General features: G+C 58.5%; 10 protein-coding genes. 7 read left to right on the top strand and 3 right to left on the bottom strand.

Translation table 11 applies throughout. The features are described from left to right. Window positions 1–238: 238 nt before the first annotated feature. Genes gmk through recG form a run of 5 tightly spaced genes read left to right on the top strand, consistent with a single transcriptional unit; the run spans window position 239 to window position 6,105 of the window. A complete protein-coding gene (gmk, locus tag AB3N39_RS00435) occupies window positions 239–862 on the top strand; it encodes a guanylate kinase (RefSeq protein ID WP_010426438.1) in 624 nt (207 codons plus the stop codon). Between the two features lie 54 nt (window positions 863–916). Continuing rightward, complete coding sequence (rpoZ, locus tag AB3N39_RS00430) at window positions 917–1,192, top strand: DNA-directed RNA polymerase subunit omega (RefSeq protein WP_000135058.1); 276 nt, start codon at window positions 917–919, stop codon at window positions 1,190–1,192. A gap of 19 nt (window positions 1,193–1,211) precedes the next feature. After that, complete coding sequence (spoT, locus tag AB3N39_RS00425) at window positions 1,212–3,326, top strand: bifunctional GTP diphosphokinase/guanosine-3',5'-bis pyrophosphate 3'-pyrophosphohydrolase (RefSeq protein WP_111964293.1); 2,115 nt, start codon at window positions 1,212–1,214, stop codon at window positions 3,324–3,326. Window positions 3,327–3,330: 4 nt separating this feature from the next. Further along, the gene (gene trmH / locus AB3N39_RS00420) at window positions 3,331–4,020 is read left to right on the top strand and encodes a tRNA (guanosine(18)-2'-O)-methyltransferase TrmH (protein WP_047059694.1); all 690 of its coding nucleotides are present in this window, start codon (window positions 3,331–3,333) and stop codon (window positions 4,018–4,020) included. Window positions 4,021–4,023: 3 nt separating this feature from the next. Further along, window positions 4,024–6,105, top strand: a complete 2,082-nt coding sequence (recG, locus tag AB3N39_RS00415) for an ATP-dependent DNA helicase RecG (RefSeq protein WP_252093535.1) — start codon at window positions 4,024–4,026, stop codon at window positions 6,103–6,105. A gap of 2 nt (window positions 6,106–6,107) precedes the next feature. Here the strand turns inward: recG and gltS are convergent, their stop codons facing one another. After that, complete coding sequence (gltS, locus tag AB3N39_RS00410) at window positions 6,108–7,310, bottom strand: sodium/glutamate symporter (protein WP_133293503.1); 1,203 nt, start codon at window positions 7,308–7,310, stop codon at window positions 6,108–6,110. Window positions 7,311–7,535: 225 nt separating this feature from the next. On the opposite strand from gltS, the gene xanP reads away from it, so the two are divergent. Beyond that, the gene (xanP, locus tag AB3N39_RS00405) at window positions 7,536–8,927 is read left to right on the top strand and encodes a xanthine/proton symporter XanP (RefSeq protein WP_127729084.1); all 1,392 of its coding nucleotides are present in this window, start codon (window positions 7,536–7,538) and stop codon (window positions 8,925–8,927) included. 119 nt (window positions 8,928–9,046) lie between these two features. Beyond that, window positions 9,047–10,750 carry an AsmA family protein gene (locus AB3N39_RS00400; protein WP_252093534.1) on the top strand — a complete coding sequence of 568 codons (1,704 nt, stop codon included), beginning with the start codon at window positions 9,047–9,049 and terminating at the stop codon, window positions 10,748–10,750. A gap of 60 nt (window positions 10,751–10,810) precedes the next feature. Here the strand turns inward: AB3N39_RS00400 and yicI are convergent, their stop codons facing one another. Together yicI and AB3N39_RS00390 are read right to left on the bottom strand one after the other, a co-directional pair. Next, window positions 10,811–13,129, bottom strand: a complete 2,319-nt coding sequence (gene yicI, locus AB3N39_RS00395) for an alpha-xylosidase (protein ID WP_367896995.1) — start codon at window positions 13,127–13,129, stop codon at window positions 10,811–10,813. 12 nt (window positions 13,130–13,141) lie between these two features. Continuing rightward, a complete protein-coding gene (locus AB3N39_RS00390) occupies window positions 13,142–14,533 on the bottom strand; it encodes a glycoside-pentoside-hexuronide family transporter (protein ID WP_367896994.1) in 1,392 nt (463 codons plus the stop codon). Window positions 14,534–14,553 lie beyond the last annotated feature (20 nt).

Raw genomic sequence — 14,553 nt, 5'->3', positions numbered from 1 at the left:
TTGCATTGCAAGAGGTATACCCTGATGCCTGAAACAACGCTAACGGCAACGTTTCACAATGCGAGACGCTATCCGGTATTTCTTTTGGTGGCTGAAAACCCCAGATAAAACCTGAAAACGGCACGCAAAATTCAATAATCCGAGGGAAAAAGTGTGACAAAGACTACGTCACACGGCGGTGACGTGTATAATAAGCCCGTATGTAGGACTTCTTCGTTAACACATACAAAAGACTCTCATGGCTCAAGGCACGCTTTATATTGTTTCTGCCCCTAGCGGCGCGGGTAAATCCAGCCTTATTCAGGCACTGTTAAAAACCCAACCGTTGTACGACACACAGGTTTCTGTTTCTCATACCACGCGAGCGCCGCGTCCGGGTGAAGTGCACGGTGAACACTATTTCTTTGTGGATCACGACGAATTCAGAGCGATGATCGGCAGAGACGCGTTTCTTGAACACGCTGAAGTCTTCGGTAATTACTACGGTACCTCGCGTGAAACCATTGAGCAGGTTCTGGCCACGGGCGTGAATGTGTTCCTGGATATCGACTGGCAGGGTGCGCAGCAAATTCGCAAGAAAATGCCTGACTCCCGCAGTATCTTTATTTTACCACCATCGAAAGATGAGCTGGATCGCCGCCTGCGTGGGCGCGGCCAGGACAGCGAAGAAGTGATCGCAAAGCGTATGGAACAGGCTGTTGCAGAAATGAGCCATTACGCGGAATATGATTACCTAATTGTGAATGATGATTTTGATGCCGCGCTGAGCGATCTCAAAACCATTCTTCGTGCAGAACGTCTGCGTATGAGCCGCCAGAAGCAGCGACATGACGCATTAATCACCAAACTGTTGGCAGACTGAACCCACTTTCAGTATCATGCCCAGTCATTTCTTCACCTGTGGAGCATTTTAAGTATGGCACGCGTAACTGTTCAGGACGCTGTAGAGAAAATTGGTAACCGTTTTGACCTGGTACTGGTCGCCGCGCGTCGCGCTCGTCAGATGCAGGTAGGCGGTAAAGATCCGCTGGTACCGGAAGAAAACGATAAAACCACCGTTATTGCACTTCGCGAAATCGAAGAAGGTCTGATCAACAACCAGATCCTCGACGTGCGTGAGCGCCAGGAGCAGCAAGAGCAGGAAGCCGCAGAACTGCAGGCCGTAACCGCTATTGCTGAAGGTCGTCGTTAATTAAACCTGCGGGTCGCCCTTGTATCTGTTTGAAAGCCTGAATCAACTGATTCAAACCTACCTGCCTGAAGACCAGATTAAGCGTCTTCAGCAGGCGTATCTCGTTGCACGTGACGCTCACGAGGGCCAGACACGTTCAAGCGGTGAACCCTATATCACGCACCCGGTAGCGGTGGCCTGTATTCTGGCCGAGATGAAACTCGACTACGAAACGCTCATGGCCGCTCTGCTGCACGACGTGATCGAAGATACCCCTGCCACTTACCAGGACATGGAACAGCTGTTTGGCAAAAGCGTTGCCGAACTGGTGGAAGGGGTCTCTAAGCTTGATAAGCTGAATTTCCGCGACAAGAAAGAGGCGCAAGCCGAAAACTTCCGCAAGATGATTATGGCGATGGTGCAGGATATCCGCGTCATTCTCATCAAACTCGCTGACCGTACCCACAACATGCGCACGCTGGGCTCACTTCGTCCGGATAAACGTCGCCGTATTGCCCGTGAAACCCTCGAAATTTACAGCCCGCTGGCGCACCGTTTAGGTATTCACCACATTAAAACCGAGCTGGAAGAGCTGGGTTTTGAAGCGTTGTACCCGAACCGTTATCGCGTCATTAAAGAGGTGGTGAAAGCCGCACGCGGTAACCGTAAAGAGATGATTCAAAAAATCCTCTCTGAAATCGAAGGGCGCTTGCAGGAAGCGGGAATTCCGTGCCGCGTTAGCGGTCGCGAGAAACACCTGTACTCCATCTATTGCAAAATGGTGCTCAAAGAGCAACGTTTTCACTCGATCATGGATATCTACGCCTTCCGCGTGATCGTCCATGACTCGGACACCTGTTATCGCGTGCTGGGGCAGATGCACAGCCTCTACAAGCCGCGTCCGGGGCGTATGAAAGATTATATCGCCATTCCAAAAGCGAACGGCTATCAATCTTTGCACACCTCGATGATCGGGCCGCACGGCGTGCCTGTTGAGGTGCAAATTCGCACCGAAGACATGGACCAGATGGCAGAGATGGGTGTAGCCGCACACTGGGCCTATAAAGAGCACGGCGGCGAAAGCAGTACGACCGCACAAATCCGCGCCCAGCGCTGGATGCAGAGCCTGCTGGAACTTCAGCAGAGTGCGGGCAGCTCGTTTGAATTTATCGAGAGCGTTAAATCCGATCTCTTCCCGGATGAGATTTACGTTTTCACCCCAGAAGGTCGCATTGTCGAACTGCCTGCGGGCGCAACGCCGGTCGATTTCGCTTACGCCGTGCATACCGATATCGGGCATGCCTGCGTCGGCGCGCGCGTCGACAGACAGCCTTATCCGCTGTCTCAGCCGCTCTCCAGCGGCCAGACGGTAGAAATTATTACCGCGCCGGGCGCGCGTCCTAACGCGGCCTGGTTGAACTTTGTCGTAAGTTCCAAAGCACGCGCCAAAATTCGCCAGCTGCTGAAAAACCTCAAGCGTGATGATTCCGTCAGTCTGGGACGTCGGCTGCTCAACCACGCGTTGGGCGGTAGCCGTAAGCTGGCTGAGATCCCACCGGAGCATATCCAGCGCGAACTCGACCGAATGAAGCTCACGTCTCTGGACGATCTGCTGGCGGAAATTGGTCTGGGCAACGCCATGAGTGTCGTAGTAGCGAAAAACTTGCAGCAGGGCGAAGCGACACCTTCTGCTCCAGGCGCATCTGGCCATGCTCATTTGCCGATTAAAGGCGCGGACGGGGTACTGATCACCTTCGCAAAATGTTGCCGCCCAATTCCTGGCGACCCGATTATTGCGCACGTCAGCCCGGGCAAAGGGCTGGTTATCCACCATGAATCCTGTCGTAACATTCGCGGCTACCAGAAAGAAGCCGAGAAGTTTATGGCGGTCGAGTGGGATAAAGAGACCGCGCAGGAATTTATCACCGAAATTAAGGTGGATATGTTCAACCACCAGGGTGCCCTGGCGAACCTGACGGCAGCGATCAACACGGCCTCTTCCAACATTCAGAGTCTGAATACGGAAGAAAAAGATGGCCGCGTTTATAGCGCCTTTATTCGTCTGACCGCCCGCGACCGCGTACATCTGGCGAATATTATGCGCAAGATCCGCGTCATGCCGGACGTGATTAAAGTCACCCGAAACCGAAACTAGGTTTATGAATTCACAACGTTATGCACGTATCTGCGAAATGCTCGCCAGGCGTCAGCCTGACCTGACGGTCTGCATGGAGCAGGTGCATAAACCTCATAACGTCTCTGCCATCGTCCGTACCGCAGATGCTGTCGGTGTGCATGAAGTGCACGCCGTCTGGCCGGACGGCCGTATGCGAAATACGGTCTCAGCGGCGGCAGGCAGCAACAGCTGGGTGTCCGTCAAAAATCATCACACCATTGGCGAAGCCGTATCGCACCTGAAAGGGCGCGGGATGCAGATCCTTGCCACTAACCTGTCCGCTAAAGCCGTAGATTTCCGCGAGATCGACTACACCCGCCCGACCTGCATTTTAATGGGTCAGGAGAAAACCGGGATCTCCCAGGAAGCGCTGGATCTGGCGGATCGGGACATCATCATTCCGATGATCGGCATGGTCCAGTCTCTCAACGTCTCCGTGGCGTCCGCGCTCATTCTTTATGAAGCGCAGCGCCAGCGTCAGAACGCGGGGATGTACGAGCGCAGCAACAGCATGCTGCCGGAAGATGAACAGCAGCGCCTGCTGTTTGAAGGTGGTTATCCGGTGCTGGCTCGCGTTGCGAAGCAGAAAAAATTGCCTTACCCCCACGTCAACGCGCAGGGCGAAATTGAAGCCGATGCCGAGTGGTGGGCCACCATGCAGTACGCCGGGTAAGCGATGAAAGGCCGCCTGCTGGATGCCATCCCGCTTAACAGCCTGACGGGCGTGGGCGCGGCGCAAAGCAATAAGCTCGCGAAAATTGGCCTGCACACCGTGCAGGATCTCCTGCTTCACCTCCCCCTGCGTTACGAAGACCGCACCCAGCTCTATAAGATTGGCGATCTCCTTCCCGCCATTTACGCCACCGTTGAAGGCGAAGTACTGAACTGCAATATCACCTTCGGCGGACGCCGGATGATGACCTGCCAGATCAGCGACGGCACCGGCATCCTTACCATGCGTTTTTTCAACTTCAGCGCGGCGATGAAAAACAGCCTGGCGACGGGCCGCAGGGTGCTGGCCTATGGTGAAGCCAAACGCGGGAAATACGGCGCAGAGATGATCCACCCGGAGTACCGCGTGCAGGGCGATCTCAGCACGCCGGAACTGCAGGAGACGCTCACCCCGGTTTACCCGACGACCGAAGGCATCAAGCAGGCAACGCTGCGTAAGCTCACCGATCAGGCGCTGGAGCTGCTGGATACCTGCGCCATTACCGAGCTGCTGCCGCCCGAGCTGGCGCAGGGCATGATGAGCCTGCCCGAGGCGCTGCGAACCCTGCACCGTCCGCCGCCAACGCTGCAGCTCAGCGATTTAGAAAGCGGCAAACACCCCGCCCAACAGCGTCTTATCCTTGAGGAATTACTGGCGCATAACCTGAGCATGCTGGCGCTTCGTGCGGGCGCGCAGCGTTTCCACGCTCAGCCTTTAAGCCAGAATGATGCGCTCAAAGATAAGCTGCTGGCCTCTCTGCCGTTTAAACCCACCGGCGCGCAGGCGCGCGTCACCGCTGAGATTGAACGCGATATGGCGCTCGACGTGCCGATGATGCGCCTGGTGCAGGGCGATGTAGGGTCCGGTAAAACGCTGGTTGCCGCGCTGGCAGCCCTGCGCGCGATTGCCCACGGTAAACAGGTCGCGCTTATGGCGCCGACCGAGCTGCTGGCTGAACAGCACGCCAACAATTTCCGCGCCTGGTTCGCGCCGCTGGGGATTGAAGTGGGCTGGCTTGCCGGGAAGCAAAAAGGCAAAGCGCGACTTGCGCAGCAGGAAGCCATCGCCAGCGGGCAGGTGCAGATGATTGTCGGCACGCACGCTATCTTCCAGGAGCAGGTGCAGTTCAGCGGCCTTGCGCTGGTGATTATCGATGAACAACACCGCTTTGGCGTCCATCAGCGTCTGGCTCTGTGGGAAAAAGGCCTTCAACAGGGCTTCCACCCGCATCAGCTGATCATGACCGCTACGCCGATCCCGCGCACCCTGGCAATGACCGCCTACGCCGATCTGGATACCTCCACTATCGACGAACTGCCGCCGGGGCGGACGCCGGTGACGACGGTCGCGATTCCTGACACGCGTCGCAGCGATATTATTGACCGCGTGCGCAACGCCTGCACCCACGAAGGACGTCAGGCCTACTGGGTCTGTACGCTGATCGAGGAGTCTGAACTGCTGGAAGCGCAGGCTGCCGAAGCCACGTGGGAAGAACTCAAGCTGGCGCTGCCGGAGCTGAACGTGGGTCTGGTTCACGGACGCATGAAGCCCGCTGAAAAACAGTCGGTGATGCAGTCGTTTAAGCAGGGCGAGCTGCATTTGCTGGTCGCCACGACGGTCATTGAAGTGGGCGTGGACGTCCCGAACTCCAGCCTGATGATTATCGAAAACCCGGAGCGCCTGGGCCTTGCCCAGCTCCACCAGCTGCGCGGGCGCGTTGGCCGCGGCGCGGTAGCCTCCCACTGCGTCCTGCTCTACAAAGCCCCGCTCTCGAAAACCGCCCAGATGCGGTTGCAGGTGCTGCGCGACAGCAACGACGGTTTTGTGATTGCGCAAAAAGACCTGGAGATCCGCGGCCCGGGCGAACTGCTGGGCACGCGCCAGACGGGGAACGCGGAATTCAAAGTGGCGGATTTGCTGCGCGATCAGGCTATGATCCCGGAAGTTCAGCGCCTTGCGCGCCACATTCATGAACGCTACCCCGAACAGGCGGCAGCGTTAATTGAGCGCTGGATGCCGGAAACCGAGCGGTATTCCAACGCCTGATTTCACGCAAACATCGGCAGCATCAGGTATAGCTTGATCACCAGCGCGTTGACGATATCAATAAAGAACGCCCCGACCATCGGGACCACCAGAAACGCCATGTGCGATGGCCCGAACCGTTCTGTGATCGCCTGCATGTTAGCGATAGCCGTTGGGGTTGCCCCCAGACCAAACCCGCAGTGACCCGCCGCCAGCACCGCCGCATCGTAGTTTTTGCCCATCATGCGCCAGGTGACGAACATAGCGTACAGCGCCATAAACAGGGTTTGCACTGCCAGAATCGCCACCATCGGCAGCGCCAGCGAGGCCAGCTCCCACAGCTTGAGGCTCATTAGCGCCATCGCCAGGAACAGCGACAGGCAGACGTTGCCGAGCACCGACACCGCCCTTTCAAACACGCGGTAGAAGCCCATCAGCGCCAGACCGTTGCTCAGGATCACCCCGATAAACAGCACGCAAACAAACGTCGGCAGCTCAAACGCTGAGCCCGCCAGCCATTGCGCAACCACTTTGCCCACGGTCAGGCAGATGGCGATCGTCGCGATGGTTTCAATCAGCACCAGCGAGGTGATACTGCGCCCAACGTCCGGCTTTTCAAAGGCGGTAGGCACCAGCTCATCGTCCGGCCTACCGTCCGGCGTGGTGGAGTGCTTCACAAGATAACGCGCCACCGGGCCGCCAATCAGGCCACCCAGCACCAGGCCAAAGGTGGCACAGGCCATCGCCACTTCCGTCGCGTTTTCAAAGCCGTAGCGTTCGATGAATAGCTTGCTCCACGCGGCCCCGGTTCCGTGACCGCCCGAAAGGGTAATCGACCCCGCCAGCAGCCCCATCAGCGGATCCAGCCCCAGCAGCGTCGCCATCCCGATACCAATGGCGTTTTGCATCAGCAGCAGCCCCACCACCACAATCAGGAATACGCCGAGCACCTTACCGCCCGAGCGCAGGCTCGCCAGGTTGGCGTTCAGGCCGATGGTGGCAAAGAAGGCCAGCATCAGCGGGTCTTTCAGGGACATATCAAAATCGATTTCCCAGCCCAGGCTTTTTTTCAGCACCAGCAGGGCCAGCGCTACCAGCAGGCCGCCGGCGACGGGTTCAGGAATGGTGTACTTTTTCAGAAGGGAAACGCTATGTACCAGCTTACGACCAAGCAGTAAGACCAGCGTTGCGGCAACAAGGGTCGACAACGTATCGAGATGAATCATAGAAGGCTCCTTTTTTGCGCGTGTTCCATACACACGCGGCGTTATCCTGGGCCGGTTTGCGCTCTTCATAAGCCCCCGGCGCAAAAAGTGTAATTTTTTTTCCCGATGCGTTGTAGAAAACCTGCTCACAGCGGCAGAATTTCTTGCCTTTTTTTGCTGGCAATCGTTTGCTTTTACCAGGTGGTCAGATAAAATGCCCGCTTTTCCACCGTGGGATTGCCGCCGATGTCCGTTAACACCATAGAGTCGCCTGATGCGCAACCGATTGCGCCGAAGCAAAATAGCGAACTGATTTACCGCCTTGAAGACCGCCCGCCGCTGCCGCAAACGCTTTTCGCTGCCTGCCAGCATCTTCTGGCTATGTTTGTTGCGGTGATCACTCCGGCGCTGCTGATTTGCCAGGCGCTCGGCTTACCGGCGCAGGACACGCAGCACATTATCAGCATGTCTCTTTTCGCCTCCGGCGTGGCCTCGATTATTCAAATTAAAGCGTGGGGTCCGGTGGGGTCGGGTTTGTTGTCGATTCAGGGCACAAGCTTTAACTTCGTGGCACCGCTGATCATGGGCGGTACGGCCCTGAAAACCGGCGGTGCGGATGTTCCGACCATGATGGCGGCGCTGTTCGGCACGCTGATGCTGGCCAGCTGTACGGAGATGGTGATCTCCCGCGTTCTGCATCTGGCTCGCCGCGTTATCACCCCGCTGGTTTCCGGCGTCGTCGTGATGATTATCGGCCTGTCGCTGATTCAGGTGGGCCTTACCTCCATCGGCGGCGGCTATGCCGCGATGAGCGACCATACCTTCGGCGCGCCGAAAAACCTGCTGCTGGCAGGCGTCGTGCTGGCGATCATTATTCTGCTTAACCGTCAGCGTAACCCTTACCTGCGCGTCGCCTCCCTGGTGATCGCCATGGCGGCGGGTTATCTGCTGGCGTGGGCGCTGGGCATGCTGCCGGAGAACACCGCGCCGACCAACAGCGCGCTGATCGTCGTCCCCACGCCTTTGTACTACGGTCTGGGCATTGACTGGGGTCTGCTCCTGCCGCTGATGCTGGTCTTTATGATCACCTCTCTGGAAACCATCGGCGACATCACCGCTACCTCAGACGTCTCCGAGCAGCCGGTGTCCGGCCCGCTGTACATGAAGCGACTGAAAGGCGGCGTTCTGGCGAACGGTCTGAACTCGTTTGTCTCTGCGGTATTCAACACCTTCCCGAACTCCTGCTTCGGTCAAAACAACGGCGTCATCCAGCTGACCGGCGTGGCCAGCCGCTACGTCGGTTTTGTAGTAGCGCTGATGCTGATCGTCCTCGGCCTGTTCCCGGCGGTAAGCGGCTTTGTGCAGCACATCCCTGAGCCGGTGCTGGGCGGCGCAACGCTGGTAATGTTCGGGACTATCGCAGCTTCCGGCGTGCGTATCGTCTCCCGCGAACCACTGAACCGCCGCGCGATCATGATTATCGCGCTGTCGCTGGCCGTTGGTCTGGGCGTTTCCCAGCAGCCGCTGATCCTGCAGTTCGCCCCTGACTGGGTGAAAAACCTGCTCTCTTCCGGCATTGCTGCGGGCGGTATCACCGCTATCGTGCTGAACCTCGTTTTCCCGCCTGAGAAAAATTGATTTCTCTCACGGCAGGCAGTCAATGCCTGCCGTGACATCGAATTACACCATTCCCGCCTTGAGGATTGCGCATAAATCGTGCATAACTCCCTTATGTGCGTTTTGCGGGATGGAAGACCATGAAATTTATTGGAAAGCTCCTCATCTATCTTCTTGTAGCCCTGCTCATTGTGCTGCTGGCGTTCTACATTCTGCTCCAGACCCGCTGGGGCGCGTCTCAGGTCAGCAGCTGGGTAACGGTGAATACCGACTACGAACTCAGTTTCGACAAGATGAATCACCGCTTTTCGTCGCCTTCCCACATCATTCTGGAAAACGTCACCTTTGGTCGGGACGGTAAACCCGCCACGCTGGTAGCCAAAAAAGTCGATATTGGACTGAGCAGCCGTCAGATAACCGATCCGCTGCACATGGACACCATCACCCTCTTCGACGGCACGCTGAATCTCTCGCCGCAGACGGCGCCGCTGCCTTTCCAGGCGGATCGCCTGCAGCTTAACAACATGGCCTTTAACAGCCCGAATACCGAATGGGAACTCAGCGCGCAGAAGGTCACGGGCGGCGTCAGCCCATGGCAGCCGGAAGCCGGCAACGTGCTGGGGCATAATGCGCAGATTCAGATGAGCGCGGGCTCGCTGACCCTGAACGGCGTACCGGCCACCAACGTGCTGATCGAGGGCCAGCTTAACGGCAAGGAGGTGGTGCTGAAAACGATTGGCGCCGACATGGCTCGTGGCTCACTCACCGGCTCCGCCCTGCGCAACGCCGACGGGAGCTGGATTATCGACACCATGCGCCTCAACGAGATCCGCCTGCAGAGCGATAAAACGCTGACGGCATTCTTCGCGCCGCTGGGCACCATTCCCTCTTTGCAGATTGGTCGTCTGGACGTGACCGACGCCCGGCTTCAGGGCCCGGACTGGGCTGTGACCGATCTCGACTTAAGCCTGCGCAACCTGACTCTGAGCAAAGGTGACTGGCAGAGCCAGGAAGGTCGTCTGTCCATGAACGCCAGCGAGTTTATCTACGGCTCGCTGCATCTTTTCGACCCGATCCTGAATGCGGAGTTTTCCCCGCAGGGCATGGCGCTGCGTCAGTTCACCTCCCGCTGGGAGGGCGGCATGGTACGCACCTCGGGCAACTGGCTACGCGACGGTAAAGCGCTGGTTCTGGACGATGTTGCCATCGCTGGACTGGAGTACACCCTGCCGCAGAACTGGAAAACATTGTGGATGGAGCCTCTGCCGGAATGGCTGAACAGCGTCACGCTGCAAAAATTCGGCCTGAGCCGTAACCTGGTGATCGACATCGATCCCGCCTTCCCCTGGCAGATCACCTCTCTGGACGGCTATGGCGCAAACCTGCAGCTGGTGAAAGATCGCCAGTGGGGCGTCTGGGGCGGGAGCGCAACCCTGAACGGCGCGGCGGCGACCTTTAACCGCGTCGACGTGCGCCGCCCGTCGCTGGCGCTGAATGCCAACGCCGCCACGGTGAACATTACCGACCTGAGCGCGTTTACCGAAAAAGGCATTCTGGAAGCCACGGCGACCGTTTCACAACTCCCGCAGCGGCAGACTACGGTAAGCCTGAACGGGCGCGGCGTACCGCTCAACGTACTGCAGCAGTGGGGCTGGCCTGCTCTGCCGATTACGGGCGACGGCAATATTCAGCTCACTGCCAGCGGCAGCGTGCAGGCGAATGCCCCGCTGAAGCCGACGGTGAATGGGAAGCTGAGCGCGGTGAATATGGATAAGCAGCAGGTGCAGCAGACGATGACGGGCGGGGTGGTTTCAACACCACCCTCACCCCAGCCCTCTCCCTGAAAGGGAGAGGGAGCAAACCATTCCCTCGCTCCTTTGGGGTGAGGGTTAGGGAGAGGGGAATTAAAGGTGAACCACCACCTCATCGCCCTCCGCTTTCACCACCACGCCCCACTCGCTGCCCGCATGCGAACCGCCCTTCACGCCGCTCACCTTCTGCACGTTGCGCAAGCACACCGACCAGTTTTGCGCGTCTCCCGCGCCGGTAAAGGTCACGATGTCGCCCCGACGTGACGCCTTCAGCGTAAACGCCACGGAGCCGTCCGCCGCAGGGACTTCGCCGACCGCCGTTGCGCCATCGTCCAGGTTAAACAGCTGAAAGGCCGTTCCCTCGTGCCACGCGTAGTCCGGCTTCTGGTTATTGTTGCCTAGCGCAAGCAGCGTGTTGTCGCGCACGTAGACCGGCAGGCTCATGAAACCGTGCTGCTGCTTATGCCAGCGGCTGCCCTGGATTTCGTCGTTGTGCCACAGGTGCGTCCAGCGCCCTTCCGGCAGGTAGAACTGCACGTCGCCCGCCTCGGAGAATACCGGTGCCACCGTTAACGAATCCCCCAGCATGTACTGACGGTCGAGGTAATCGCACGCCGGATCGTCCGGAAATTCCAGCATCATCGCGCGCAGCATCGGCGTGCCGAACTCGCGGGCCAGCGCCGCCTGACGATACAGGTACGGCATCAGTTGGCACTTCAGCTGGGTGAAGTGGCGCACCACGTCGCAGGACTCGTCATCGTATGCCCACGGCACGCGGTAGGATTTGCTGCCGTGCAGGCGGCTGTGGCTGGAGAACAGCCCGAACGCGCACCAGCGCTTGTAGACGTGCGCCGGGGCGGTGTTTTCGAACCCGCCGATATCGTGGCTCCAGAACCCAAAGCCGGACAGACCAATCGACAGCCCGCCGCGCAGGCTTTCGGCCATCGACTCATAGTTGGCGTAGCAGTCGCCGCCCCAGTGAACCGGGAACTGTTGCGCACCCACGGACGCGGAGCGTGCAAACAGCACCGCCTCTTCTTCACCCACCGTCTCTTTCAGCACGTTCCACACCAGTTCGTTGTAGATGTAGGCGTAGTGGTTGTGCATCTTCTGCGGATCGGATCCGTCAAACCACTGGACGTCGGTCGGGATACGCTCGCCAAAGTCGGTCTTGAAACAGTCGACGCCGATATCTACCAGGCCTTTCAGCTTGTCGGCATACCACCGGCACGCGTCCGGATTGGTGAAGTCATAAATCGCCAGCCCCGGCTGCCATTTGTCCCACTGCCACAGGGAGCCGTCCGGGCGCCTGAGCAGGTAGTCCTTCTCTTTCAGCTCCCGGAAGATGGGGGATTTCTGGCCGATGTACGGGTTGATCCACACGCAGACCTTCAGCCCTTTCTCCTTCAGGCGGCGGATCATGCCTTCCGGATCCGGGAAGGTCACCGGGTCCCACTCGAAGTCACACCACTGGAAGGCCTTCATCCAGAAGCAGTCGAAGTGGAACACGTGCAGCGGCAGGTCGCGCTCGGCCATGCCGTCGATAAAGCTGTTGACCGTCGCCTCGTCGTAGTTGGTGGTGAACGAGGTGGTCAACCACAGGCCGAACGACCAGGCAGGCGGCAGCGCCGGACGCCCGGTGAACTGCGTATAGCGGTTTAATACCTCTTTTGGCGTCGGGCCGTCGATCACGAAGTATTCCAGATATTCCCCTTCCACGCTGAACTGCACTTTGGAGACCTTCTCGGAGCCGACTTCAAACGAGACGTTTTCCGGGTGATTCACCAGCACGCCGTAGCCGCGGTTGGTCAGGTAGAACGGGATATTTTTGTAGGACTGCTCGGTGCTGGTGCCGCCGTCGCGGTTCCAGGTTTCGACCGTCTGGCCGTTGCGCACCAGCGCGGTGAAGCGCTCGCCGAGACCGTAGACCGTTTCCCCCACGCCCAGATCCAGACGCTCGAACACGTAATTGCGATCGGTGTTGCTGTCCTGCAAGTAGCCGTTGTTTTTCAGCTGGCTGCCGGTAATGCGCTGGCCGTTACGCAGGAAATCCAGCGCCCAGAACTCGCCTTTGGTGACGCGCACGCTGATACTGCCGCTTTTCAGCTCGGCAAAATCGGCGTTGTTTTCAATCTCAACATTCACGTCTTTCAGAACGTTCAGCGGATAGTGCGGGCCGTTGTTAAGTGCGCCCTGGAAATGTTCGATGCGCACCCCGATAATCCCTTCCTGCGGGGCAAACAGGCGCACCGTGAACATCAACGTGTCGAGCTGCCAGGTACGCTCGCGCACGTCGCGCGGCGCAACAAATACCACCAGGTCATTGCCCTGCTGCTCCACGTCGAACACCTGAACCGGATACGTCACGTTCAGGCCCGGTTGAATAAGCCAGTTTCCATCACTGATTTTCATGCTCTCGTCCTCTTAGTTCTGTAATTCTTTGCTGACCGGCAGGTTTTCAAACTCCTGCTGATTGCGGCGCGCGCCCTGCGCCAGCTCGCCCAGGATTTTGGTCAGGAAGGGGGTTTTCAGCGTGTAGTAGCGTTTGGCGATAATGGCGCTCAGCACGTAGCAGACCGCCGGGGCCAGGGTAAACAGGCCGATAATGATGCTGATGGTCGCGCTGTTCTGGGTTTTGGCTGCCGCGTCGTAGCCGCCGCCAGCCAGCATCCAGCCGATCATCGCTCCGCCCAGCGCCAGGCCGAGCTTCAGCACGAACAGGGTGCCCGCAAAGCTGATGCCGGTCAGGCGTTTGCCGTTGGTCCACTCGCCGTAGTCGACGGTATCGGACATCATCACCCACTGAATCGGCGTCACCAGCTGGTGCAGCACGCCGATGACGAAGATAAAGGCGAACATCAGCACCGTGGCGTACATCGGCACGAAGAACATCGCCGCGCTGACCACCGCCAGCGCGGCGTTGGTCCACCAGAAGATGCTGACCTTGCACTTCCAGTCGGTGAGCGGTTTCGCCAGCGCGGAGCCGATCAGGTTGCCGACGCAGTAGGTGGTGAGGAAGGCGATGAACACCTCCGGCGAGCCCATGATCCAGGTGCAGTAGTACATCATCGCGCCGCCGCGCACGCAGACGGCAAGGATGTTGAGGATGGTCAGCACGCCCACGATGCGCCACTGGTCGTTGTGCCAGATGTCGCGCAGGTCTTCCCGCATGGAGGTAGTGCTCGGCGGCACCTGGATGCGCTCTTTGGTGGTGAAGAAGCAGAACGCCAGCATCAGGAACGCGACCACCGACAGCACGGCGATCCCGCCCTGGAAGCCGAACGCCTTATCGTCGCCGCCAATCAGCTTCACCAGCGGCATCATCAGCACCGTGGAGAGCATGCCGCCCGCGGTCGCCAGCACAAAGCGCCAGGACTGAAGGGAGATACGCTGCGTCGGGTCGTTGGTGATCACGCCGCCCAGCGCGCAGTACGGGATGTTCACTACGGTATAGAGCAGGGTCAGCAGGGTGTAGGTAACGGCGGCGTAAACCATTTTGCCGTTGAGGCTGAGGTCCGGAGTGGTGTAGGCCAGCACGCAGACGATGCCGAACGGGATCGCGCCAAACAAAATCCACGGACGGAACTTGCCCCAGCGGCTGCGGGTGCGGTCGGCAATCAGCCCCATGCACGGGTCGGAGATCGCATCCAGCGCGCGCGCCAGCAGGAACATGGTGCCGACAAACCCGGCGGGAATGCCGAAAATATCGGTATAGAAAAACATCATGTACAACATGACGTTATCAAAAATGATGTGGCTGGCGGCGTCTCCCATGCCGTAGCCAATCTTCTCTTTTACTGACAATACTTCGCTCATCTTTTTTTATCCTTCACGCT

The organism is Enterobacter vonholyi, from assembly GCF_040834095.1.
Classification (GTDB): domain Bacteria; phylum Pseudomonadota; class Gammaproteobacteria; order Enterobacterales; family Enterobacteriaceae; genus Enterobacter; species Enterobacter vonholyi.
The sequence above is the reverse complement of the archived record's forward strand: the minus strand, read 5'-3'. Positions and strand labels throughout refer to the sequence as shown.

What these genes read in the sequence shown, in the direction of transcription:
- gmk (WP_010426438.1), top strand. Translation starts at nt 239, where the DNA reads ATGGCTCAAGGCACGCTTTATATTGTTTCTGCCCCTAGCGGCGCGGGT.
- rpoZ (WP_000135058.1), top strand. Translation starts at nt 917, where the DNA reads ATGGCACGCGTAACTGTTCAGGACGCTGTAGAGAAAATTGGTAACCGT.
- yicI (WP_367896995.1), bottom strand. Translation starts at nt 13,129, where the DNA reads ATGAAAATCAGTGATGGAAACTGGCTTATTCAACCGGGCCTGAACGTG.
- xanP (WP_127729084.1), top strand. Translation starts at nt 7,536, where the DNA reads ATGTCCGTTAACACCATAGAGTCGCCTGATGCGCAACCGATTGCGCCG.
- trmH (WP_047059694.1), top strand. Translation starts at nt 3,331, where the DNA reads ATGAATTCACAACGTTATGCACGTATCTGCGAAATGCTCGCCAGGCGT.
- AB3N39_RS00400 (WP_252093534.1), top strand. Translation starts at nt 9,047, where the DNA reads ATGAAATTTATTGGAAAGCTCCTCATCTATCTTCTTGTAGCCCTGCTC.
- recG (WP_252093535.1), top strand. Translation starts at nt 4,024, where the DNA reads ATGAAAGGCCGCCTGCTGGATGCCATCCCGCTTAACAGCCTGACGGGC.
- AB3N39_RS00390 (WP_367896994.1), bottom strand. Translation starts at nt 14,533, where the DNA reads ATGAGCGAAGTATTGTCAGTAAAAGAGAAGATTGGCTACGGCATGGGA.
- gltS (WP_133293503.1), bottom strand. Translation starts at nt 7,310, where the DNA reads ATGATTCATCTCGATACGTTGTCGACCCTTGTTGCCGCAACGCTGGTC.